Origin of the sequence: Runella zeae DSM 19591 (assembly GCF_000423565.1) — a bacterium.
GTDB classification, from domain to species: domain Bacteria; phylum Bacteroidota; class Bacteroidia; order Cytophagales; family Spirosomataceae; genus Runella; species Runella zeae.
This window is the reverse complement of sequence record NZ_AUIF01000010.1, coordinates 58,002-79,742: the sequence shown is the minus strand read 5'-3', so window position 1 is coordinate 79,742 and position 21,741 is coordinate 58,002. Positions and strand designations below refer to the sequence as shown.

The following is a 21,741-nucleotide window of genomic DNA, read 5'->3' as shown; positions in this document are numbered from 1 at the left end:
ATGAACGTTTTTGCTAAAATCGCGTTCGTAATCTTCGACTTCCTTCCGAACTTTCTTACCCAACACCCACTATTTTTGTTTACTACGATGATTTACTTTCTACTTGCTGTCGCTTTTACTGTGGCCTTGTACTTGATAATGAGGTCTTTTCCCAAATATAAAGTCAACTCACTCCATGCGGTGATATTCAATTATTATACTTGTGTGGCGATGGGGCTACTGCTTATGCCCGACCGCGCCCAATATACCCATGCCGCATGGACAAGCACCCCTATTTTACTTACATTGGCATTGGGTATTATGTTTGTGGTAGTATTTGTATTGATAGGCTCCACGACTACCCAAGTGGGCGTTACAACAGCCGCATTAGCCAGCAATATGTCATTGGTGATTCCTGTGGTGTTTGGATTGTTTGTGTTTAAAAACAACAATAAAGACTTTACATTCTTCAATTATTTAGGGTTATTGCTTGCTTTGGTTGCTCTGGCTCTGAGCACGCTCAAAAAAGGAGAAACAAAAACTTCAAGCGGTGGCCTACTTCTCTTTTTACCTGTATTGCTATTTTTAGCGAGCGGTACCAACAATACCCTCATCAATTATATCAGTGCCACTTTTTACGAGCCTTCCCAATCGGCCCTTTTTACGGCTATTGCTTGCACAGGTGCTATTTTGATTGGCACTATTTTCTTAATCATCAAAATACTGACCACCAACGACCAACTTACCCTAAGGAGTATTGCAGGAGGGCTTATTTTAGGCTTACCCAATTTCCTTTCTTTTTATTTTTTATTAAAAGCCCTCAGTGCTTTTGGCAACAGTGCAGCCTTTGTTTTCCCGATTTACAATGTGTCAAGCATGTTGGTATCGTCATTTTTGGCATGGCTATTTTTCAAAGAAAAACTACAGTCTTTCAACAAATGGGGACTGCTAGTAGCGGTGATTGCCATTTTACTGATTTCGTACCAAGAGATTTTAGCCTCCTTCTAAAACTTATTTTATTTGTGTGAACAATCATATTATCCATTTCGTTATTTACAATACAGTTTTCAACTCTAATCCTTATCTTCATAATGGCTACTATCAAAACCGTGTTTGTCATGCTTTTGTCACTCATTACAGGCATTTTTGCCAACAAAAAGGAAGTCAAAACTAACTCCGAAAACATCAAACCTGCCGCTTCTGTGTATGATTACAAGATGAAAGCCCTCATGGGCAATGACGAAATTTCTTTGAGCAAATACAAAGGCAAGAAAATTGTGTTGCTCAACGTAGCCTCGGCTTGTGGCTATACTCCTCAGTATGCTGATTGGCAGAAGTTTCATGAACAATACGGCGATAAAATCGTGGTATTGGGTTTCCCTGCTAACAACTTTGGTTCGCAAGAATCAGGCAGTAACGACGAAATCGCTACTTTTTGCAAGAAAAACTACGGTGTAACTTTTCAAATGTTTTCTAAAATCGACGTTGTGGGGGAAAACCAACATCCGCTCTACAAGTGGTTGTCTAACAAGTCACTCAACGGCTGGAACGACAAAGCACCTACGTGGAATTTCTGCAAATACGTGGTGGATGAAAATGGAAAATTGACGCACTTCTTCGCTTCGAAGATTAAGCCAACTGACGCAGAGTTTAAATCCGCGGTAGGTATTTAATCCATATAATCGTAGGGGCACGCCTTGCGTGTGCCCCCTGATCCGCGTTATTGACTGACATAAATAGGGCAGACGCAAGGGCAGACGCAAGGCCTGCCCCTACGGAATTTTAAATCATATTTGCTAAAAAAGGGGCAATAAAAGTTATATTGACTTTTATTGCCCCTTTTTTGATAACTATTTCTTTAAAAGAGGCGGTCATTAAAACAATTTTGCAATTTTGTTTTTTTCTACAACACCACCTTCATTTCAGAAATGCGACATTTTCTTTCGGTACATGATGTAACCAGCATTGATGCCCTTGTAAGCGAGGGACTTCAACTCAAGAAATCACCATTTTCATACAAGCACCTTGGTGAAAACAAAACCATCGGGTTATTGTTTTTCAATCAAAGCCTCCGTACGCGACTGAGTACACAGCGCGCCGCTCAAAATCTTGGCATGAACACCATGGTCATGACCGTAGGGCAAGACAGCTGGGGGTTGGAGTTGGAAGAAGGGGTAATCATGGACGGTGGTAATGCCGAACACGTCAAAGAAGCCGCTGCCGTCATGGGCAAATACTGTGATATTTTGGCCGTTAGGGCCTTTGCAGGGTTGCAAGACCGTGAGAAAGACTATGCCGAGTTGGTCATGAACCAATTCAAAAAATATGCTGGTGTTCCTATCGTCAACCTTGAATCGGCGACGCGCCACCCGCTACAATCACTAGCCGACTGCATTACTATAGAAGAATACAAAACTACCGCACGCCCCAAAGTAGTGCTTACGTGGGCGCCTCACTTCAAAGCACTTCCGCAAGCCGTGGCTAATTCGTTTTGCGAATGGATTACCCGCCGCGATGTGGATTTTGTAGTAACTCATCCCGAAGGCTACGAACTGAATCCTGAGTACTTGAACAATGCAAAAGTGATTTATAATCAAGACGAAGCGTTTGAAGGTGCCGATTTTATTTATGCCAAAAACTGGTCGTCGTACGAGCAATACGGCAAAGTATTGACCAAAGACCCTTCCTGGATGATTACCCAACAAAAAATGAACTTGACCCACAATGGCAAGTTTATGCATTGCTTGCCCGTCCGTCGCAATGTCAAAGTAACCGACGAAGTTATCGACGGACCGCAGTCTATCGTAGTGGAGCAAGCAGGCAATCGCCTTTGGTCAGCCCAAGCGGTATTGAAGCAAATATTGGAAGGCTTAAGTTAAACCAAATTTTTTCTAAAAAACCTCTCTCAAATCTCTGAGAGAGGTTTTTTGCTTTTTTAGCATTCAAAATTTTATTTCTCTCAAAAAAAAACATCCACTTTTGTAACCTTCTCCTCATCACTCAGTAATCTCTCCATGAAAACCCAAACAGTTCCATGACCGACGAACAGGCCATGTATGCCGTAAGTCAGGGAGATTTAGACAAGGCAGCTATCTTGTATGAACGCTACAAGAAGTCGCTCCTCAATTTCTTCCTTTATAGACAACACGACCGTGAAAATGCCCGTGATTTGACTCAGCAGGTATTTCTCAGGATGTTGCGTTATCGGCATACTTATCGAGAAGGTGCTTCGTTTCGAACGTGGGTATTGGAGATTGCTCGAAATGTGTTTTTTGATCATTTAAAACAAAATCCTACATTTTCGGATTTGACAGAAATACCTGATGTAGGAGATACCTACGACGAAGCCGACGAACAACACCAATATTTGCACCAAGCACTGACACAGCTGCCCGACCAATATCGTGAAGTATTGGTATTGAGCAGATTTCAGAATATGAGTTATGAAGAAATAGGACAGACCTTAGGGCTTTCGGTAGCCAACGTAAAAGTGAGGGTATTTAGAGCCATGCAAAAATTGAGAGATTTATACTTTGATGTAAGTAGTAAATAAAATTCAGAAAGACGATGCTAAACGAACAAATCATCACCGACTATCTGCTAGGACACCTCTCGGAGGCAGAGCGTGTCGTTTTTGAGCAGCGCCTCTCTACCGATCCCGTCTTGCGGAAAGAAGTGGAAGAGTTGAAGCAAGTTTGGCAAATGCTCCAAAATACAGAGGCTGATACGGACTCTCAAATGGACGAGGCTTTTTATAAAGCTTTGCAAGGAGAAAAAATCCTTGCTACTACCGTAGTTAAACTTTCTCCTAGCCCTTGGCGGCAATATTTTAAATATGCCGCAGCCGTGGCAGGTATCGCAATTACGTTTTGGATAGGCCGTCAGACGGCCCCTATACAAATTGAGTACCGTACTATTGCGGCTGCTTCTACCCCATCCACCCCGCCTCCTACCCATACCGCCTCTTTGCAAGAAGCCGAATCAACTGAGGAGGACTTTAGTAATACCAAAATTCCGCATAAAAAAGGCAAACAAGAGTCGATAGATCAGCAAATAGCGTCGTTGCGCAAAGAAATGAAAATGACGCAAGAACTCGTGATTTTGAGTTTATTGAAAGAACGTTCTGCCTCAGAAAGGCTCAAAGGTCTTAATTATGCGGCGGCACTCAACAATCCCAAGCCGGCCGTCATTCAGGCTCTTATCAAAACCCTGCGCGAAGACGAAAGCCTCAACGTGCGCTTATCGACTATCGAAACACTCGAACGATTTAAACAAACCGATGAAGTCAAAAAAGTACTGGTCAATCAGCTAGCTAGAGCCGACGAACCCATCGAACAAAGTACGCTCATCGAAACCCTCGTAAGGATGCGCGTTAAAGAAAGTTTGCCCGTCTTTGAACAAATCCAAAAAGACGAAAAAGTGGACGAGTCTGTAAGAATTTTGGCTAAAAATAGTATCGGAGAACTTTCCATGATTACCGAATAACGTATTAAACTAACCTCACAAATACAAAACAATCTAAGAGCCATGCGCAAATACATGCTTTTTCTGGGTGCGCTTGCCATTGCAAGCAGTACTTATGCCCAAACATACAAAACGAAGTTTAGCGGAGCCAACAAACAAGTAGTGATGGATATGGATGCTAAGCAGCTTGATATCGAAGGTTACAGTGGCGACGAAGTAATCATCGAAGCCTCCGACCTACCCAAAGTTCCGCAAGAAGCCGACGGTTTACGACCCTTATCGGCGGGAGGAGTTGACAATACCAACATCGGTCTATCGAGCAACCTCAACGGTGATATTTTGAGAATCAACGTAGTGTTGAAAGGCAAAGCGACTTACAAAGTTAAAATGCCTCAGGACTTAAACCTCATCATCAAAAAACGAAACTCCTGCTCATGCAATGAAAACGGAATGTCGATTTCGGGCATCAAAGGGAGCATCGAAGTCAATACCAACTACGAAGATATTACTCTCAACAATGTATCGGGTCCGATTGTAGCCAATTCTAGCCAAGGTAAAATCAAAATCGTTTTTGATGATAAAATGCCCGAAAAACCGTCATCAATCGTCAGCTATAGTGATAATGTGGACATCACCGTTTCCGAAAAAGCCAAGGTGCTTTTCAGTATCAGTGCTTCAGACGGCAATATGTTTACTGATTTAGACCTCAAACCATATACTCCTGATCCTAAAACAATAGAAGAAGAGAAAAAAGCCTATGAAGAAGCGCGAATCATCGGCCGTAAAGCGATGGAGTCAGATGCCGCCAGAGCCGCTTCAGATCGAGTGGCTATTCGGAGCCAAAGTTCAGGGACGGCTACCACCTACGCACCAGGCAACAGAGCCTATATCAGTCAGTCGGGAGAGGGAAACAATGTGGTCATAGGTAGCACCAATGGAGTGGTATATTCTTTTTCTGATGGTCAATATAGATACTGGGATAGTGACCGCAATGCCCCTAAATACGTCTTGAATGAGCCTCAAACCAAAATTTCGATTCGCTCAACTCGCGGCAATGTGTATTTGAGGAAGAAGAAATAATAGACGCTTTTAAAGCAGTTTTTGTTAACGGTAGTAGATTTATAAATGAAATCTACTACCGTTATTATTTTTATGGCAATACAAAATCTCTCTTTCCACCCGTCTTTGCAATGAGACGGGTTTCTTTGATAACAATATGCTGGCTCATGGCTTTGCACATATCATAAATAGTGAGAGCTGCTACACTTGCCCCAGTCAGTGCTTCCATTTCTATGCCTGTTTTTCCTGTCACGCTAGCCGTACATTCAATCACAACCTCCCTTGCTTCATTGACTTTAATTTCGACCTGACAGTTTTCTAATCCTAAAGGATGACACAACGGAATGAGCTCCCCTGTACGCTTGGCCGCCATTACTCCAGCGATGATTGCGGTCTGAAACACGGGGCCTTTTTTTGTATTGATTTCGTTGTTTTCTAACAAATCCATGATCTCATCTCCCAAAACTACTATACTACGGGCTTTGGCTACACGTTTCGTCACTGCTTTGGCCGATATATCTACCATGCTTGGATTGCCTTGGGCATCTAAATGAGTAAGAGACATATTTTCTTTTGTTTTAAATACTAATAACGCAAAGTAACACGAAAGCTTCGCGTAGTTTCACTTAATTTCTAATTTTTATCATTTTATGGTACATCCCCATTGGCTACCTTGTAACTTTGTAATCAACAATTGAACTCATTTATAGTTAATCAAATGTGGTTTACAAAACTTGACAAGTTTTAACCATTCATGTACAGCTTGCCAAGGTGTTTTTTTACAACCTTGCCAAGTTTAAATACCAAGACATCTGTATGTTAGAACAGCTTAATAGTCTTCTTTGGGAAATTCTGGACGACCACCTCACCGTAGCCGAGGCATCTTGGCTACAAGAGCAAGGCAACGCAACACCCTTAGAATTAATGACTGCCTTTGTGGCAGCACCTCGTTTTTTGGCCAAACGGACCACCAAGCCTACCGTAGCCCAAAATATAGAATTGAATGAAATCTTAGAAGGATTTTCGGTAGAAGATTGGGGAATTGTGCGATTGGGTCGCGTATGGTTGTTGAGTTGTTTGGATAGTACCCATAGAGAAGAATACTGCCGGCACATCGAGACGCTCTTTGACACCGCCGAAATGAATGAATTGGTGGCTCTGTATTCAGCATTGCCTCTGTTGGCCTATCCTGACCAATGGCTTTTCCGCGCCACCGACGCTGTGCGTTCAAATATGGGCGTAGTATACGAGGCAATTGCGCTGCGCAATCCGTACCCGTATCATCATTTTTCCGAATTGGCGTGGAATCAGTTGGTATTGAAAGGAATTTTCAACGATAAGCCTCTTCACCTCATTTATGGGCTTGAAGAGCGAAGCAATGAAAAACTCGTGCTTACTCTTTCCGATTTTGCCCATGAGCGCTGGGCCGCGGGCCGATGGGTCGCCCCTCAAGTATGGCGGTTGGCAACGCGCTTTTTGAACGAAACCTTACTCGACGACATGAAACACTTGTTTGAGTCAAGTTCCGAATACGACCAGCAAGCGGCTGCCCTTGTATGTTATCACTCTAATCACGAGCCTGCATTGCAATTATTGGCCAATTATCCACATTTACAAAAAGTTGTCAACACCCACCACATTACGTGGGCTAATCTTGAATTTTCTGACTTGAATACCTATGTGTCAAAACCATAAAGAATTTGAACAAAATCCTTCTCACTTCGAAGAATCGGAGGAGGTAGTTTCCCAAACCGATTTGAGTTGGGAATCGCATCGCAGCCTTATTGAAGGAATGCGCTTTTTTGACCCCCACATCCACATGGTATCGCGAACGACCGACGATTATGAAGCCATGCGCGATGCAGGTATCGTTGCGTTGATTGAACCAGCCTTTTGGGTAGGACAGCCCCGGACGGGTCTTTCTACTTTTAAAGACTATTTTAGCAGCCTTGTTGGTTGGGAGCGTTTTCGTTCGTCGCAGTTTGGAATTAAACATTACTGCACGATTGGGCTCAACTCGCGCGAAGCCAACAACGAGCCACTCGCCGAACAAGTGATGGAGATTTTGCCCTTGTACTTGTACAAAGAAGGCGTAGTAGGCGTAGGAGAAATTGGATTTGATGACCAAACGGCAGCGGAAGAAAAATACTATCGTTTGCAGTTGGAATTGGCAAAAAAAGCAAAATTACCCGTTCAGATTCACACGCCACACCGTGACAAAAAACGCGGCACCGAACGCAGCATGGCGATTGCGCTCGAACACGGCATTGACCCGTCGTGGGTGATTGTGGATCACAACAACGAAGAGACCGTCAAAAGTGTACTCGATCAAGGTTTTTGGGCGGCGTTTACGATTTATCCGTTCACTAAAATGAGCAACGAACGCATGGTAAAAATCGTTGACCAGTATGGCCCTGAGCGCATTATGGTCAACTCAGCGGCGGACTGGGGGATTTCTGACCCGTTGGCAATTCCGAAAACGGCCGTTTTGATGAAACTAAATGGAATTTTGGACGAAGCGATTCGATTGGTAACTTACCAAAATGCAATTGACGCTTTTGCCAAAAGTGGCCAAATCGACGTTAATGACTTTGAAAACGGTCTTACCATTGATCAAAGTCAGAAATTTAATGGTAATACGATTTTACGCGGAGGCCAAGAACCCGACGCAAAAAAGAAAAATACGCTTTTAATCAAGTAAGCACTCAAGACTTTCCAAGTTTGAATACTAAGAAACCAAACTTGGAAAGGCAAAAGTTAAGAGACCTTCCAAGTTTTGGACACTTGGAAGGTCTGTCATTTCAAAATTTTGAAGTAGCCGCAACGTGAGTAACTTTAAGCCCTATTTTCAACTGGCTCGCCCAGCTAATATCGTCACGGCAATCGCTGATATACTGGCGGGGATGACTATTGCCCAATTTATTTTTGAGCCTTCTCCCAACAGCGCCTACTGGCTGATCCTAGCTACTATAGGCTTGTACGGGGGCGGTGTAGTCATGAACGACGTCTTCGATGCTCAGCTTGATGCAGTCGAGCGGCCCGAACGGCCCATCCCAAGTGGGAAAGTCTCAGTTAATGCAGCTGCTCTTTTGGGAATTTCCCTTTTGGTAATGGGCATTATAGCCGCAGGAATGTTCAGTCTTTTGAGTGCTCAATTGGCCCTAATCATCGCTGCTTTAGCGGTGATTTATGACCGCTATGCCAAGCATAGCGCCGTTTTTGGTCCTATTACGATGGGGCTTTGCCGTGGTGGTAACTTGCTCCTAGGCATGAGTGCCGTGAGCCAATCATTGATAGAATGGGGCTGGCTGGCTTTGGTACCGATTGCCTACATTGGTGCTATCACGCTAATCAGCCAAGACGAAGTACACGGTGGTAAACGTCGTTCGCTGTATATTGCAGCTTCACTATATATGAGTGTCCACGCCATCCAATTCATCGTCGCATTCCAGCAAGGCAATGGTTCTATGGCTTTACTTCTAATCACCTTACACGCTTTGTTGATAGGTCGCCCATTGTGGAAAGCTTTTCAAAACCCCATCGGTCCCAATATCGGCAAGGCCGTCAAAGCAGGAGTTCTTTCGCTCATTGTCATGAACGCCGCCTGGTGCGTAGCTTTTGGGAACTGGCCTATCGCGCTTGTTGTTTTGTTACTATTGCCACTTTCCATTTTATTAGCCCGTGTGTTTGCGGTAACTTAGCGTTTTTTAAAATTATGCAACCCCTAAAACAATCTTTTCAGGTCTCTTATAGTTATTCCATATTTTTTACCCAAGACCTGTTTCATCTTGCCAACGATACCCTAGGCGCATTTTTTCGTTCTTTTGGCGATGCTAGTTTCCAGCGCAAAGCATTATGCGTGATAGATAGTGGCTTTGCAGCTCACTACCCACATCTTACCCAAAATATTCTTACCTATTTTGCGACTTTAGAAGAGTCCGTCAAATTAGTACCCTCTATTCTGTTGCTGCCTGGGGGAGAAGAAGCCAAAAATGACCCTGCGCTCTTTGACCAAATTGTGGAAGCAATTGACCAATATGGTATTGACCGTCATTCGTTTGTGATTGGCATTGGCGGAGGTGCTATTCTTGATTTGGTAGGTTATGCTGCTGCTGTATCGCACCGAGGTGTTAAACACATCCGAATTCCGACGACGGTTTTGTCTCAAAACGATTCAGGGGTGGGAGTCAAAAACGGCATCAATTACCGAGGAAAGAAAAATTTCTTGGGTTCATTTGCTCCTCCTATTGCGGTTTTTAATGACCTTACTTTCTTGCATAGTCTCGACGACCGCGATTGGCGTTCGGGCATTGCCGAGGCTATCAAAGTAGCGCTTATCAAAGATAAAGTTTTCTTTGAGTGGATTGAAGCTAACGCACAAGCCCTAGCTCAACGCAACGAAGAGGTTATGGCCTATTTGATTCACCGTTGCGCTGAAATGCACGTAGAACATATCCGTAGCGGTGACCCCTTTGAGTTTGGTTCTTCACGACCGTTGGACTTTGGGCACTGGGCTGCTCACAAACTGGAGTATCTCACCGATTTTCAGATTCGTCACGGAGAAGCCGTAGCGATTGGAATTGCGCTAGACAGTGTGTACTCGACCAAAGTGGGCAAACTCCATGCAGAAGAATTAGAACGAATCTTGGCCGTAATTCAAAAGTTGGGTTTTGATTTGTATCACCCCAAACTCGCCGAAAACGATAAAATCAACCTTCGCAACGGCCTCCAAGAATTTAGAGAACACTTGGGCGGTCGCCTGACTATCATGCTCCTCGACCGCATTGGCAAGGGCGTTGAAGTCCACGAAATGGACGCTGACCGGATTGCCGAATCGGTGGATTATTTAGAAGGACATTTTTCGAGTTTGTTAATCAATTAAAAAACTCCCTCATACTTTCTTAGGCCAAAAATTCTTATGACAGGAGGTGGGGCCGAGGAAAGTATTTTTGTTTGGAAAACACCTTTTTATATAAAACGATGTTTTCCAAAAAGATTTTTTTCTACACTATTCACCATAATGAAAACTCCCTACGGGCACCTCACTTATTGTAGCAATATTCACCCTGGCGAACAATGGGAGAATCATTTCCAAACCTTGCGCGATAACCTTCCTTACATAAAATCAAAACTCTCACCCAACGAACCTTTTGCCTTAGGGCTTCGGCTCGCCAATGATGCTTCTATTGAGCTATCGGAGCCTGAAAAGTTGGCAGAGTTTAAAGAATGGTTGACCGCCAACGGTATCTACGTTTTTACCATGAACGGCTTCCCCTACGGAGGTTTTCATGCCACGCGTGTCAAAGACGACGTTCATACTCCCGACTGGACCACCAACGACCGTACTGAATATACCAAGCGTCTCTTTAGGATTTTGGCACAACTGCTTCCCGATAATATGGAGGGAGGCGTTTCTACCTCTCCATTATCGTATCGCTATTGGTGGCAAACCGAAGAAGAGAAACAACAAGCCATCAAAACAGCCACTGAAAATATACTGAATGTGGTAGAAGAGTTGATAGCTCTCCGCCAAGTCACGGGCAAACTCATGCACCTTGACATTGAGCCTGAGCCTGACGGAATTTTGGAAAATGGGCAAGAGTTTATTGAGTGGTATGCTGATTATTTTTTACCCAAAGGGATTGCTCATTTGCAAGAATCCCACGATTTGACACCCGAAGAGGCCAAAGAAACATTGCTTACTCACATCCAACTTTGCTACGATGTGTGCCATTTTGCGGTCAGTTATGAAGAACCACAAGTCATTGTTGACCAGCTCAAAGAACTAGGAATCCGAGTCGGAAAAATTCAGATTAGTTCGGCCGTAAAAATGACATTGAACGACCAACGCGCCGAAAAATTAGACGCGATTCGAAGCTTCGACGAACCCGTGTATTTGCACCAAGTCGTAGCCAAAACCAACGAAGGTACTTTCCAAAAATTCCCTGATTTGGCCGAAGCCATCCAAGCCGACTCAAGTACCCACAACGAATGGCGGATTCATTTCCACGTACCGCTGTTTATTGATTCATATGGCTTACTTGACTCAACACAAGCTGAAATTGTGAAGACGCTCAATGTACATAAGGCTACGCCGTTTACCCAACACCTCGAAGTCGAAACTTATACGTGGGGTGTCTTACCCACTGATATGCAAAAACCCATTGGCGAGTCAATCGTCCGCGAAATGCAATGGGTGAATGAACAATTAAAATGAACAAAACTGTCGTCATAGATATTGTTGGCCTAAGTGCCAATTTGATTGGAGAACATACTCCTTTTTTGAGCGAGTATGTTAAATCTCGCCACATCACGCCGATTAAGCCCGTGCTGCCTGCCGTAACCACTACTTCGCAGAGTTGTTATGTAACGGGCAAATGGCCTTCGGAACACGGGATTGTGGCCAACGGCTGGTACGACCGCGAGGATGCCGAAATGAAATTTTGGAAGCAATCCAACAAGTTGGTGAAGGCCGAAAAAATCTGGGATGCCGCCAAACGTCAAGACCCGTCGTTTACGTGTTCAAAGATGTTTTGGTGGTACAATATGTACTCCACCGCCGATTTTTCGGTCACACCTCGCCCCCAATACCACGCCGACGGAGTAAAAGCTCCCGATTGTTACGCTTATCCTGCGTCGTTGCGCGATGAACTTCAGCAAGACTTGGGGCAATTTCCTCTCTTTAACTTTTGGGGACCCAATGCCAATATTAAATCGACGAAGTGGATTGCGGATGCTTCCGTATGGGTTGACCGCAAACACGACCCTACGCTGACGCTCATCTACTTGCCGCATTTGGATTATTGTTTACAAAAATTTGGTCCTGATTTCTCTAAAATTAGCAAAGAATTAAACGAAATCGACCAAGTGGTAGCCGATTTGGTAAAATACTACGAATCCAAAAACACCCGCATTATTTTACTTTCCGAATACGGCATCAACCCCGTTCACCGTCCCGTTCACATCAATCGTATTTTGCGGGAAGAAGGGTTGATTTCGGTACGTACAGAGCGTTGGTATGAGCTGCTCGACGCGGGAGCTTCGAAAGCATTTGCCGCTGCCGACCACCAAATTGCCCACATTTATATCAACGACCCCGCCGTAAAAGCGCGAGTAAAAAAACGCCTCGAACAAACCGAAGGTATCGAACTTGTACTGGACGAAGAAGGTAAAAAAGCGCACCATATCGACCACGAGCGGGCGGGCGACTTGGTCGCAGTAGCCAAACCCGACAGTTGGTTTACCTACTATTATTGGCTCGACGACGCTAAAGCGCCCGATTACGCGCATTTGGTGGACATTCACCGCAAACCAGGCTACGACCCCGTTGAGATGTTTATGGACCCCAAAAATCCATTTATCAAACTTCGAGCAGGATACAAATTAGCACGTAAGTTGCTCGGTTTCCGCTATTTAATGGACGTTATTCCGCTAGACGCTACGCTCATTAAAGGCTCACACGGGGGTATCAGTGCGCCCCGCGAGTTTTATCCCATTTGTATTACGGACGCTCACCTCACCCAAGCCGAACTCCAAGCCGTAGATGTATATGACGTGATTTGGGGGCATTTGTTTGAGAATGAATAAGCTCGTTTTCAACCCTTTCTATGAAGAACTTCTTACCACTACTTTTCTTCTTAACCTTCGGCCTCTTCACCCTCAATAGCTGCCAACCCAAAGAAGATGCTTTGCCCGCTCCCACCACTGAAGGGCTAAATACCTTCGGCTGTAAAATCAATGGGAAAGTTTGGATTGCAAACGGCATTCGCAACGACCAAGGGACTGCCGCCAAGGCCATCGAAGTTGAGTTTAAACAATTGAGCGCTACTACTTTTTATTTGTTTATCCATACCAATGCCAGTACCAAAGACCGCGTTCAGCTAACGCTACCCAAAGGAGTGGTGGGTACTAATTTATTGGAAGATACGTATGACAAACCTTTTGGAATTTATTACGACAACAATTTCAAGATTTTTAACACCAAATCATCCAATCCTGGGCAAGTCGTCATTTCTCGATTAGACACGGTCAGCCGAATCGTCTCGGGAAGGTTTGCATTCGATGCTGAATACATTGTTACCAAAGAAACGGTAAAAGTCACCGAGGGGCGGTTTGATGTTAAGTATGAGTAAATGATTTTTACGACTTTTTTTTATCCAAGATAAATTAATACCCAGCACCTCTAGCATATCATTAATCCGTTGTTGAAGTACTTTATCTAAGTCAGTATTTGCAATAAAAACGTGCAATTGATTGTCATACTCCAAAAGCCTAAAAGGGTCATAGTCGTTCAAATCGGGTTTGAGGATGTAATCTACAGCTTTCTCTCTTTTATGTTTATCATTGATGTCTTTCGAAACCATAAACAAATTACTCCATAGCCATCCTTGCGTTGGTTTTAAATTAGGATCAAAATGGTCTAAAGCACCGCTAAATTCTGGTTTTTGGGAAGAATATTTTCCATTATTCCAAAGCTCAAATTGATAATAGTCATCATCACATAAACTAATTTCACTGTAAGCACATACTCCTTTTTGACAATGGAATAAATTCATAACTACATCATAGTAGTATTTGCCATTCGAAGAATTATAGGATGGATGATTGGGGCCGCACCCTTCTTCCCATTTTTTATAAACTGTTGAAAAGATTTGTGTTTTATCAATTTTCTGCATCGTATTCCCAATCTAATAAATTCGCCAATTTTTCAAATTGGGCTTGCAGCTTTTGTTTTTCTTCGACCGAAAGCTTACCGTTGGCTTTGTGAAGTTTGCTACGTAATGTTGCCAATTCCATCAACTTACGCGTACGTGCCTCGTTACTGTCATTATCTAAATCAAATATCCGAGTCAAAATAGAATCCCAACGAAGATAGCGGGGGTCTATGGTATAATTGTCAACGTGATTTTCCTTTTGTGAGTCATAGTATAGCTCTCTGTACACACTGCCATCGGGTTTAAATTTGAGTTCGATGATTTCCCAAGGCTCAAAACAAGAAGCAATCAAGGGAGAGTGTGTAGCAAAAAAGAATTGACAATCAGTGGATAAGCTTGTATAAAAATCTATGATTTTAGTCTGAATATCTGGGTATAAAGAACGTTCTGGTTCGTCAAATAGAATAATTGTTTTGGTAGGCTTTGAAGCATACAAGGGAAGTGTTGTTAAAATAATCTGTTTGGTACCAGTGCTCAATAAATTGTTTGGAACTTCTTTTCCCTCAATTGTCTCAATTTTAATAGTCTTTATATCCTCTGTCTTTTTAAAATCTAAGCTTTGCCTTACTCTCAAATGAAATTGAGAGAGAAGTTTGTCTAAGTAGTTGTCTGCTAAATCTTTGAGAGGGTTTGGTCGGCTTTTTTGCCATTCGTTAAATTTGTCAAGTTCGGCCTGAAGTAGTTCTTGATTTGTAGTAACTAATTCTGCTATTTCTAATTTTTTTTGAATTTCTTGTTCTCTAAAAACAATTATATCTTTTATTATATCTTTCCAATATTGTAAATTTTCTCCTAAATCTTTCTCACCGGTATGAGCGTCAATCATTATAGGCAAAGAATACCGTGATTGTGAGGATTCAATTCCATTCTTATAAACTAAATAACCATTGTCGAATAAAGTAAACCGAATATCACTGTCGCTATTGACATATTTTATAAAACTTGAATTTTTATTATTAAAATCTAAGGGAGTAGTAATCTGATTATTATTAATTTGATCAGATTTGGTAGTAGGTTCTGAATAATAGATTTTTTCAGCTGGCTTGGCAAGCTTATTTAACAAACTCGTTTTCCCTGTGCCGCTTTGACCGATAATACAGACTTTATCCAGCGGTTTACCTGCTTTGGGGTGCCCCGCTGGATAAGTTAAGTCCAATTCAAAGTCTTTAAATTGGTGATTGTCTTTTATGTAAATATGAGAAACTTTCATTTTACAAATACTTCATATAGGTCGACAAGTCCTTGTCGCCGCGTCCGGAGAGATTGATGACGACTGTTTCGCCGGAAGTAGCTTTCAAATACGACAACACAGCCAAGGCATGAGCACTTTCTAAGGCTGGAATGATGCCTTCTAATTTGGAAAGCTCCATCGCGGCTGTTACGGATTCATCATCTGTAATGGCATAAAACTCCGCCCGATGCGTATCGTGCAAATGTGCATGAAGTGGCCCGATACCTGGATAGTCCAAACCCGCAGAAATAGAGTGTGGCTCGACTACTTGCCCGTCTTCGGTTTGCATCAAAATACTTTTGCTGCCATGCAAAACGCCCATCTTTCCTAAAAAAGTAGTGGCCGCCGACAGCCCAGAAGTAATACCATGTCCACCTGCTTCGGCCGCAATGAGTTTGACGGAAGTATCATCTAGGAAATGAAAAAAAGCACCTGCGGCATTGGAACCTCCCCCTACACATGCAATGACATAGTTAGGAAGTTCGGAGCCTGTTTTTTCTAATAATTGTTTTTTGATTTCTTCCGAAATAACCGACTGAAAACGTGCCACCATGTCGGGATAAGGATGTGGCCCTACTACCGACCCAATGATATAGTGCGTATCGGTTGGGTTGTTGATCCAATGTCGCATGGCTTCGTTGGTAGCGTCTTTGAGAGTTTGTGAGCCACTTGTAGCCGGGCGTACCTCTGCTCCTAACATGCGCATACGAGCCACATTAGGCGCTTGGCGTTCGATATCAATCGCACCCATATATACGATACATTCCATGCCCATCAATGCACATACAGTGGCAGTGGCCACGCCATGTTGGCCGGCTCCTGTTTCGGCCACGATTTTGTTTTTGCCGAGGCGTTTGGCAAGCAATATCTGACCGATTGTATTATTTACTTTATGAGCACCCGTATGGCAAAGGTCTTCACGCTTGAGATAGATGTTGGTATTGTATTTTTCAGAAAGTCGTTTTGCAAAATATAAGGGCGTAGGGCGGCCTACATAATCGCGCAACAACCCCTGAAATTCTTCCTGAAAATCAGGCTGGGCAATGATTTGGAGGTAATTTTCTCGAAGCTCTTCCACGTTAGGATATAGCATTTCGGGAATATATGCCCCACCAAACTGCCCGTAGTAGCCGCGCGTATCAACTTGGAAAGGGGAGTTTACTAACGTTGTCATGGGATATACTCTATTAATTTGATTCTAAAAAAGTGATAAAACGAAGTTTGATTTTGTGGGGAGTTGCCGAATAAATAAAGCTTTAGGCTTCTACTTCTTCGGCGGCAGGTCTAACCATCTCCATGAGCTGTTTGAGTTTTTCAATATCTTTGAGGGCTGGTTCTGTCTCAAACTTGCTGTTTACGTCTAAACCAAAAATGGGGTTATCGAGTTTAGAAACCTCTTCGATATTTTCGAGCGATAGCCCTCCGCTCAGAAAGAAAGGTTTGTCGTTGTCGTAGCGCTTGAGAACTTCCCAGTTAAATGTGATACCATTTCCGCCTGGCTGAGTGCCTTTGGCATCGAAGAGGAAAAAGTCGCAATGAGGTTTGTAATTGTTGAGGGTTGCGAAATTGAAGTTTTCATCTACCGAAAATGCCTTTATGATATTAGCGCCCCGCATTTTGAGGGTTCGACAAAAATCGGGTGTTTCGTTACCATGCAGTTGTACAAATTGTAAATCGTACTTCTTAACATTTCTGAGGATAAAGTCAGGGTTTGCGTTGACAAAAACACCTACTTTTTTGATAGGTTTTGGTATATTTTTGACAAACTCTTCGTCCAAGATTTCGCCCACAAAACGAGGAGATTTGTCATAAAAAATAAACCCTATGAAGTCAGGTTTCAACTCAAGTAGTTCAGCTAAATTAGCTGTGTCGCGCATTCCACAAACTTTAATCTTCATCATAGTAGTAGGTACTTTATGGTTGTTAGTTGATGCTCATTTGAAACTTATCAATGAGGTTTTTGAGCGCAAGTCCGGGGTCGTCAGTAGTCATAAACGATTCTCCAATCAAAAAACCTTGATACCCTACTCCCCGAAGTTGCTGAATAGTGTCTGCATTTTTGAGCCCACTTTCGGATATTTTGACGAAATCATCTGGAATAAGTTGCGCTAATTCCACAGAAGTTTCGATAGAAGTTACAAAAGTTTTAAGATTTCGATTGTTGACACCTACCATATCCACATATTCGCATATACTTTGCTCCAATTCTTCTTGGTTGTGGACTTCTAGCAATACCTCTAATCCTAAACTTTGTGCTTTTTGACCCAAATGCCGAATTTCGGCGGGAGTAAGATTGGCCGCAATGAGCAAAATCACATCGGCCCCAATCGCCTTGGCTTCCCATAGTTGATATTCGTCAATCATAAAATCCTTGCGAAGCATAGGAGTGTAAGGATTAGCCGCACGAGCTTTGGCAAAATCATCAAAAGTACCCCCAAAAAAGGCCGTATCGGTCAAGACCGACAAGCCATTAGCCCCTGCTTCTACGTATCCTTTGGTGACGATTTCGGGCAAAAGACGGTCATTGATAATGCCTTTGGAAGGTGATTTGCGCTTAAACTCAGAGATAATCCCCGACGCGCCTTCTGCTTTAAGGGCATTTTTAAGGGAGAGGGTCTGACGCGTGAAGAGAGGGGCTTTTTCGAGTTGTTCGAGGCTTACTTTAGCTTTGGCCGCTTCTACTTCTGTGCGTTTGTGGGCTATTATTTTATCTAAAATATTCATTAAGGTTCAAAAATTTTACTGACAGATATTTCAAGGTTTGGAATCACACTGGATCTAATAATGTCATTTTCTGTATAAGGGTGCAAACCTACATACTTCCCTTCCTCATTAAGAACATACACAATGATGACGTTGTCGTTGGGTTCGACTAACCAATATTCTTTTACCCCATTTTCTTCATAAACTTGAAATTTGTCGCTCATTTCTTTTTTGGTATTGCCTGGCGACAAAATCTCAACAATTATATCAGGGGCACCTAAGCATCCGCGATCATCAAGTTTTGTGGGGTCACAAATCACAGAAATATCAGGTTGTACGACGGTATAAATCTGATTGTCAGTGTGTTTGTTTTGTCGTTGGGTAAGTCTAACATCAAAAGGAGCCGCATATACTTCACATGTGTATCCATCCAGTAAGATACTGATAGGAGTAAATATTCTTCCTAAAATTTTTTGGTTTCGTCGGGCAGGGGCAGGCGACATATTGAAAATTTTTCCCTTGATGAGTTCAATGCGTTCATCGAAGGTCCATTTCAAATAGTCGGCATAAGTATAGATACCGCTTGGATTTAAATCTTTTATACTTATTACACCCATATCAATCTTCAATTAGTTTTTTGAAACAAGCCAGTGCTTTTTTGCTTTCCAATGATTCGCGAGCAGTAGCAATGGCCTCCGACAACGATAGAGATGGATTAGCGGCATATAGCGCCAAACCAGCATTGGCCAATACTGCTTGTTTTTGGGCAGGAGTGGCCTCATCTTGAAGTACATTTAAGAAAATATCAGCGGATTCTTTGAGGCTATTTCCTCCCGATAATTCGCTAGGCGCAAGAATGTCTAAGCCGAGGTGAAGCGGCGAAAGAATTTGCTCGCTTTGAGCTGTAGTTATTTTAAAATCACCCGTTAAAGACACTTCATCATAACCGTCTAAAGCGTGAACAATCACATAATGATGCTTGGATTGCTGGTAAAGATAGGCATAAAGTCTGGCTAATTCAAGGCTAAATACTCCGACCAACTGTTTTTTGGGAAAACTAGGATTGGTAAGAGGCCCTAGCATGTTGAAAAATGTTTTGATACCTAATTCTTTCCGAATAGGCGCGACATACTTCATAGCGGGATGAAAAAGTGGCGCGTGTAGATAGCAGATATTGGCAGTTTCGATTTTTCGGGTGAGATAATCTACATCGTTTGAAAACTTAATCCCCAAATATTCTAGAACGGTAGAGGAGCCTACCAAACTCGATACGCCGTGGTTGCCATGTTTGGCAATGCGCTGACCCGTGCCGGCTACCACAAAAGCTGAAAGAGTAGAAATATTGAAAGTATCTTTGCCGTCACCGCCTGTACCGCATACATCCATCGGGTCAAAAGCCGAAAAATCAAGGGGAAGACACAGCTCCAACATGGCATCCCGAAATCCTCTTAGTTCTTCTACCGTAATTCCTCTCAGCGCAAAAATGGTGAGAAAACTAGCTATTTGAGAAGGGTTAAATTCACCTTTTCCTATGCCGAGCAAGGTTTGATAGGCTGTTTGATGGTCGATAGTTTGGTAATTGAGGAGATGATTGAGCGTAGCCTTCATTGGTGGGGTAAAGGTCAAATTTTACTGGTTTTGTTTGATTTGGGCTAAAATATCAGCCGCGCCTTGGGTCAAAAGCGATTCGGCTAGTTGAGTTCCTATGGTTTCGGGCTGAGAGTGTGAGCCATTGATGGTCTGTTTGAGCAGGGTTTTTCCGTCCAAACTTACCACTCCTCCTGTCATTACGAGGGAGTCAGTTTGTAAAGTAGCTAACCCAAAAACGGGTACACTACATCCGCCCTGCAAACGCCGCAGAAACGCCCTTTCGGCCAAAAGACAGGTTTCGGTATCTGCATGATTGAGTAATGATCTTATTTTATCACGTTTGGCAGGGTCGAGGGTTTGACTACATTCAATAGCCACGCTTCCTTGGCCTACCGCAGGTGTAAATTCGTCTAAAGAGAGGTGTTCAGCAATCAATTCGTCATATTCCATCCGATGAACTCCCGCAAATGCCAACAAAATAGCATCGCATTGGCCTTCGTCTAGTTTACGAAGTCGGGTTTGCAGATTGCCACGCATATCGACTGTGCGGATATGGGGATAAAAGTGTTTGAGCAAAGCTACTCGACGCGTAGAAGAAGTGCCTACCGTAAAGCTATCGCCACTTCTGAGAGAAAGTGAAGTATTGCGACTTACCAGTACATCGTTGACTCGTTCGCGCTCAGTAAAGGCAATGATGCTTAGGTCATCATCAAGCTCTGATTGTAAATCTTTGGCACTATGAACCGCAATATCGATACGGCCATCACGGAGCTGGTCTTCAAGCTCTTGGGTAAAAACGCCCTTACTACCGATTTTGGACAACGAACGGTCAAGAATTTGATCACCTTTTGTCTCGATGAGTACGATTTCGGTCGAAAGTCCTCCCTTTTGCAATATATTTTCGACATAATACGCTTGCCAAAGTGCTAAACGGCTGCCGCGTGTTCCGATTTTGATAGGAGTCATGGAAAAAATGGGTATAGCTGCTTGATTACTCCAAGCTCTTTTTTGCTTCTGATTTTAGGGTCTCTTTGTTGATAGGTACTACGCCTACGTGCTCGCATACGAGCCCTCCACCAAGGTTAGAGAGTTCGGCGACGATATTGGGTGGGAGCTTGAGCGCAAGGGCGCACGCGGCAATGCTGATAACTGTGTCACCCGCGCCTGACACATCCGCAATTTCTCGTTCGTGAGCAGCAATGCGGTGTTGTTGGTCCGAGAAATCAATATAAACGCCTCGTTCGGAGAGCGTTACAAAAGCCCCTTTGGCGTTTAGTTCGTGACGTAATTTTTTGACAACTGCTTTGAGCTCGTCTTCTTTTCTTACATCAAAATCTACTTTTAGGCCCTCTTTAAGTTCTTTAAGATTGGGTTTGAAGAGGGTTACATTTTGGTAAGCCAAGAAATTTCGCTTTTTAGGATCTACTACCGTCGGGATATCGTGAAGATTGGCGTAATCGGTAAGTTCTTTGATGACATGGGGGCACAAAACCCCTTTGTCATAATCCTGAAACAAAACTACGTCACAGTTGTTCATCAATTCCTTCGCTTTGTCAATGAGCTGTGCTTGTTCTTCTAAAGTGATGACTTTATCAGTTTCGGTATCTACTCTGACAACTTGCTGTGAGCTGGCAATGATGCGTTCTTTGATAGTAGTGATACGGTCGGGGCTTTGGAGGATACCGTCGGTTCTTAAGCCTCTTTTTGTTAGTTCTTCCAACAAATTTTGACCTTGGGTATCATTACCAATCACCGAACAGATGATAGGCTCAGCGCCTAGCGCATGCACATTCAGAATGACATTGCCAGCACCGCCCAAACGATATTCGCGGTGATGTGCCACTACCACAGGTACAGGAGCCTCGGGCGAAATACGTTCTACTTTTCCCCATACATAGGCATCCAACATTACATCGCCCACAATCAGTACTTTTAGCTTGGGAAAAGAGTCAAATATTTGATCAACTGTCATTTTATAAAAATCAAATTTGATAAATAATC

23 protein-coding genes are annotated in these 21,741 nt (G+C 43.1%); 13 read left to right on the top strand and 10 right to left on the bottom strand.

Features of this window, described 5'->3' with window-relative positions; all coding sequences use genetic code 11:
• Positions 1 to 87 precede the first annotated feature (87 nt).
• The 6 genes from G563_RS0102410 to G563_RS0102380 all read left to right on the top strand — a co-directional run bounded on the left by G563_RS0102410 (position 88) and on the right by G563_RS0102380 (position 5,523).
• Complete coding sequence (locus G563_RS0102410; protein ID WP_028663896.1) at positions 88 to 987, top strand: DMT family transporter; 900 nt, start codon at positions 88 to 90, stop codon at positions 985 to 987.
• A 110-nt stretch (positions 988 to 1,097) separates the two neighbouring features.
• Positions 1,098 to 1,652 carry a glutathione peroxidase gene (locus G563_RS0102405; protein WP_229598427.1) on the top strand — a complete coding sequence of 185 codons (555 nt, stop codon included), beginning with the start codon at positions 1,098 to 1,100 and terminating at the stop codon, positions 1,650 to 1,652.
• Between the two features lie 255 nt (positions 1,653 to 1,907).
• Positions 1,908 to 2,858, top strand: coding sequence for an N-acetylornithine carbamoyltransferase (locus G563_RS0102395; RefSeq protein WP_028663894.1), 951 nt, complete (start codon positions 1,908 to 1,910; stop codon positions 2,856 to 2,858).
• Positions 2,859 to 3,013: 155 nt separating this feature from the next.
• Positions 3,014 to 3,532, top strand: a complete 519-nt coding sequence (locus tag G563_RS0102390) for an RNA polymerase sigma factor (protein WP_028663893.1) — start codon at positions 3,014 to 3,016, stop codon at positions 3,530 to 3,532.
• 14 nt (positions 3,533 to 3,546) lie between these two features.
• Complete coding sequence (locus tag G563_RS0102385) at positions 3,547 to 4,464, top strand: HEAT repeat domain-containing protein (RefSeq protein WP_028663892.1); 918 nt, start codon at positions 3,547 to 3,549, stop codon at positions 4,462 to 4,464.
• 42 nt (positions 4,465 to 4,506) lie between these two features.
• Entirely contained in the window at positions 4,507 to 5,523 is a 1,017-nt protein-coding gene (locus G563_RS0102380; RefSeq protein WP_028663891.1) for a DUF4097 family beta strand repeat-containing protein, read from the top strand.
• A gap of 70 nt (positions 5,524 to 5,593) precedes the next feature.
• Here G563_RS0102380 and moaC read toward each other — a convergent pair whose 3' ends face one another.
• On the bottom strand, positions 5,594 to 6,067 hold the full coding sequence (gene moaC, locus G563_RS0102375) for a cyclic pyranopterin monophosphate synthase MoaC (RefSeq protein ID WP_028663890.1): 474 nt from the start codon (positions 6,065 to 6,067) through the stop codon (positions 5,594 to 5,596).
• Between the two features lie 251 nt (positions 6,068 to 6,318).
• Between moaC and G563_RS33535 the strand changes: the two genes are divergently transcribed.
• The 7 genes from G563_RS33535 (at position 6,319) to G563_RS37860 (ending at position 13,634) form a co-directional block, all read left to right on the top strand.
• Positions 6,319 to 7,197, top strand: coding sequence for an EboA domain-containing protein (locus G563_RS33535; protein WP_051210738.1), 879 nt, complete (start codon positions 6,319 to 6,321; stop codon positions 7,195 to 7,197).
• Positions 7,181 to 8,203 (top strand): TatD family hydrolase, encoded by a 1,023-nt coding sequence (locus G563_RS0102365; protein WP_028663889.1) that lies wholly within the window; start codon positions 7,181 to 7,183, stop codon positions 8,201 to 8,203. Before G563_RS33535 ends, G563_RS0102365 begins: the two co-directional genes overlap by 17 nt.
• A 124-nt stretch (positions 8,204 to 8,327) precedes the next feature.
• On the top strand, positions 8,328 to 9,203 hold the full coding sequence (gene eboC, locus G563_RS0102360) for a UbiA-like protein EboC (RefSeq protein ID WP_028663888.1): 876 nt from the start codon (positions 8,328 to 8,330) through the stop codon (positions 9,201 to 9,203).
• A 14-nt stretch (positions 9,204 to 9,217) separates the two neighbouring features.
• Positions 9,218 to 10,384 carry a 3-dehydroquinate synthase gene (locus G563_RS0102355; RefSeq protein ID WP_028663887.1) on the top strand — a complete coding sequence of 389 codons (1,167 nt, stop codon included), beginning with the start codon at positions 9,218 to 9,220 and terminating at the stop codon, positions 10,382 to 10,384.
• A gap of 138 nt (positions 10,385 to 10,522) precedes the next feature.
• Positions 10,523 to 11,719, top strand: a complete 1,197-nt coding sequence (gene eboE, locus G563_RS0102350; protein WP_028663886.1) for a metabolite traffic protein EboE — start codon at positions 10,523 to 10,525, stop codon at positions 11,717 to 11,719.
• Positions 11,716 to 13,089: an alkaline phosphatase family protein gene (locus G563_RS0102345; RefSeq protein WP_028663885.1), complete on the top strand. Its 1,374-nt coding sequence runs from the start codon at positions 11,716 to 11,718 to the stop codon at positions 13,087 to 13,089. The genes eboE and G563_RS0102345 overlap by 4 nt, the downstream gene beginning before the upstream one ends.
• Before the next feature lie 20 nt (positions 13,090 to 13,109).
• A complete protein-coding gene (locus G563_RS37860; protein ID WP_157585022.1) occupies positions 13,110 to 13,634 on the top strand; it encodes a Riean_0653 family protein in 525 nt (174 codons plus the stop codon).
• Here G563_RS37860 and G563_RS0102335 read toward each other — a convergent pair.
• The 9 genes from G563_RS0102335 to G563_RS0102295 form a co-directional block, all read right to left on the bottom strand.
• Positions 13,521 to 14,177: a hypothetical protein gene (locus G563_RS0102335; RefSeq protein ID WP_028663884.1), complete on the bottom strand. Its 657-nt coding sequence runs from the start codon at positions 14,175 to 14,177 to the stop codon at positions 13,521 to 13,523. The two genes, G563_RS37860 and G563_RS0102335, sit on opposite strands and share 114 nt — an antisense overlap.
• Positions 14,164 to 15,426 (bottom strand): AAA family ATPase, encoded by a 1,263-nt coding sequence (locus tag G563_RS0102330; protein ID WP_028663883.1) that lies wholly within the window; start codon positions 15,424 to 15,426, stop codon positions 14,164 to 14,166. Before G563_RS0102330 ends, G563_RS0102335 begins: the two co-directional genes overlap by 14 nt.
• A gap of 1 nt (position 15,427) precedes the next feature.
• Positions 15,428 to 16,621 (bottom strand): tryptophan synthase subunit beta, encoded by a 1,194-nt coding sequence (gene trpB / locus G563_RS0102325; protein ID WP_028663882.1) that lies wholly within the window; start codon positions 16,619 to 16,621, stop codon positions 15,428 to 15,430.
• Between the two features lie 82 nt (positions 16,622 to 16,703).
• Positions 16,704 to 17,345, bottom strand: a complete 642-nt coding sequence (locus G563_RS0102320; protein ID WP_028663881.1) for a phosphoribosylanthranilate isomerase — start codon at positions 17,343 to 17,345, stop codon at positions 16,704 to 16,706.
• A gap of 25 nt (positions 17,346 to 17,370) precedes the next feature.
• Entirely contained in the window at positions 17,371 to 18,171 is an 801-nt protein-coding gene (gene trpC / locus G563_RS0102315; protein ID WP_028663880.1) for an indole-3-glycerol phosphate synthase TrpC, read from the bottom strand.
• Complete coding sequence (locus G563_RS0102310) at positions 18,171 to 18,767, bottom strand: Uma2 family endonuclease (RefSeq protein WP_028663879.1); 597 nt, start codon at positions 18,765 to 18,767, stop codon at positions 18,171 to 18,173. Before G563_RS0102310 ends, trpC begins: the two co-directional genes overlap by 1 nt.
• Before the next feature lies 1 nt (position 18,768).
• A complete protein-coding gene (gene trpD, locus G563_RS0102305; RefSeq protein WP_028663878.1) occupies positions 18,769 to 19,758 on the bottom strand; it encodes an anthranilate phosphoribosyltransferase in 990 nt (329 codons plus the stop codon).
• Between the two features lie 21 nt (positions 19,759 to 19,779).
• A complete protein-coding gene (hemC, locus tag G563_RS0102300) occupies positions 19,780 to 20,706 on the bottom strand; it encodes a hydroxymethylbilane synthase (RefSeq protein ID WP_037325816.1) in 927 nt (308 codons plus the stop codon).
• Between the two features lie 25 nt (positions 20,707 to 20,731).
• On the bottom strand, positions 20,732 to 21,712 hold the full coding sequence (locus G563_RS0102295) for a bifunctional heptose 7-phosphate kinase/heptose 1-phosphate adenyltransferase (protein ID WP_028663876.1): 981 nt from the start codon (positions 21,710 to 21,712) through the stop codon (positions 20,732 to 20,734).
• Between the last annotated feature and the right edge of the window lie 29 nt (positions 21,713 to 21,741).

Coding starts and splice junctions, on each gene's coding strand:
- G563_RS0102410 (WP_028663896.1), top strand. CDS start 88: ATGATTTACTTTCTACTTGCTGTCGCTTTTACTGTGGCCTTGTACTTG.
- G563_RS0102395 (WP_028663894.1), top strand. CDS start 1,908: ATGCGACATTTTCTTTCGGTACATGATGTAACCAGCATTGATGCCCTT.
- G563_RS0102335 (WP_028663884.1), bottom strand. CDS start 14,177: ATGCAGAAAATTGATAAAACACAAATCTTTTCAACAGTTTATAAAAAA.
- trpC (WP_028663880.1), bottom strand. CDS start 18,171: ATGAATATTTTAGATAAAATAATAGCCCACAAACGCACAGAAGTAGAA.
- G563_RS0102320 (WP_028663881.1), bottom strand. CDS start 17,345: ATGAAGATTAAAGTTTGTGGAATGCGCGACACAGCTAATTTAGCTGAA.
- trpD (WP_028663878.1), bottom strand. CDS start 19,758: ATGAAGGCTACGCTCAATCATCTCCTCAATTACCAAACTATCGACCAT.
- moaC (WP_028663890.1), bottom strand. CDS start 6,067: ATGTCTCTTACTCATTTAGATGCCCAAGGCAATCCAAGCATGGTAGAT.
- trpB (WP_028663882.1), bottom strand. CDS start 16,621: ATGACAACGTTAGTAAACTCCCCTTTCCAAGTTGATACGCGCGGCTAC.
- G563_RS0102295 (WP_028663876.1), bottom strand. CDS start 21,712: ATGACAGTTGATCAAATATTTGACTCTTTTCCCAAGCTAAAAGTACTG.
- hemC (WP_037325816.1), bottom strand. CDS start 20,706: ATGACTCCTATCAAAATCGGAACACGCGGCAGCCGTTTAGCACTTTGG.
- G563_RS0102355 (WP_028663887.1), top strand. CDS start 9,218: ATGCAACCCCTAAAACAATCTTTTCAGGTCTCTTATAGTTATTCCATA.
- G563_RS0102330 (WP_028663883.1), bottom strand. CDS start 15,426: ATGAAAGTTTCTCATATTTACATAAAAGACAATCACCAATTTAAAGAC.
- G563_RS37860 (WP_157585022.1), top strand. CDS start 13,110: ATGAAGAACTTCTTACCACTACTTTTCTTCTTAACCTTCGGCCTCTTC.
- G563_RS0102405 (WP_229598427.1), top strand. CDS start 1,098: ATGCTTTTGTCACTCATTACAGGCATTTTTGCCAACAAAAAGGAAGTC.
- G563_RS0102390 (WP_028663893.1), top strand. CDS start 3,014: ATGACCGACGAACAGGCCATGTATGCCGTAAGTCAGGGAGATTTAGAC.
- G563_RS0102380 (WP_028663891.1), top strand. CDS start 4,507: ATGCGCAAATACATGCTTTTTCTGGGTGCGCTTGCCATTGCAAGCAGT.
- eboE (WP_028663886.1), top strand. CDS start 10,523: ATGAAAACTCCCTACGGGCACCTCACTTATTGTAGCAATATTCACCCT.
- G563_RS0102310 (WP_028663879.1), bottom strand. CDS start 18,767: ATGGGTGTAATAAGTATAAAAGATTTAAATCCAAGCGGTATCTATACT.
- G563_RS0102385 (WP_028663892.1), top strand. CDS start 3,547: ATGCTAAACGAACAAATCATCACCGACTATCTGCTAGGACACCTCTCG.
- G563_RS33535 (WP_051210738.1), top strand. CDS start 6,319: ATGTTAGAACAGCTTAATAGTCTTCTTTGGGAAATTCTGGACGACCAC.
- G563_RS0102365 (WP_028663889.1), top strand. CDS start 7,181: ATGTGTCAAAACCATAAAGAATTTGAACAAAATCCTTCTCACTTCGAA.
- G563_RS0102345 (WP_028663885.1), top strand. CDS start 11,716: ATGAACAAAACTGTCGTCATAGATATTGTTGGCCTAAGTGCCAATTTG.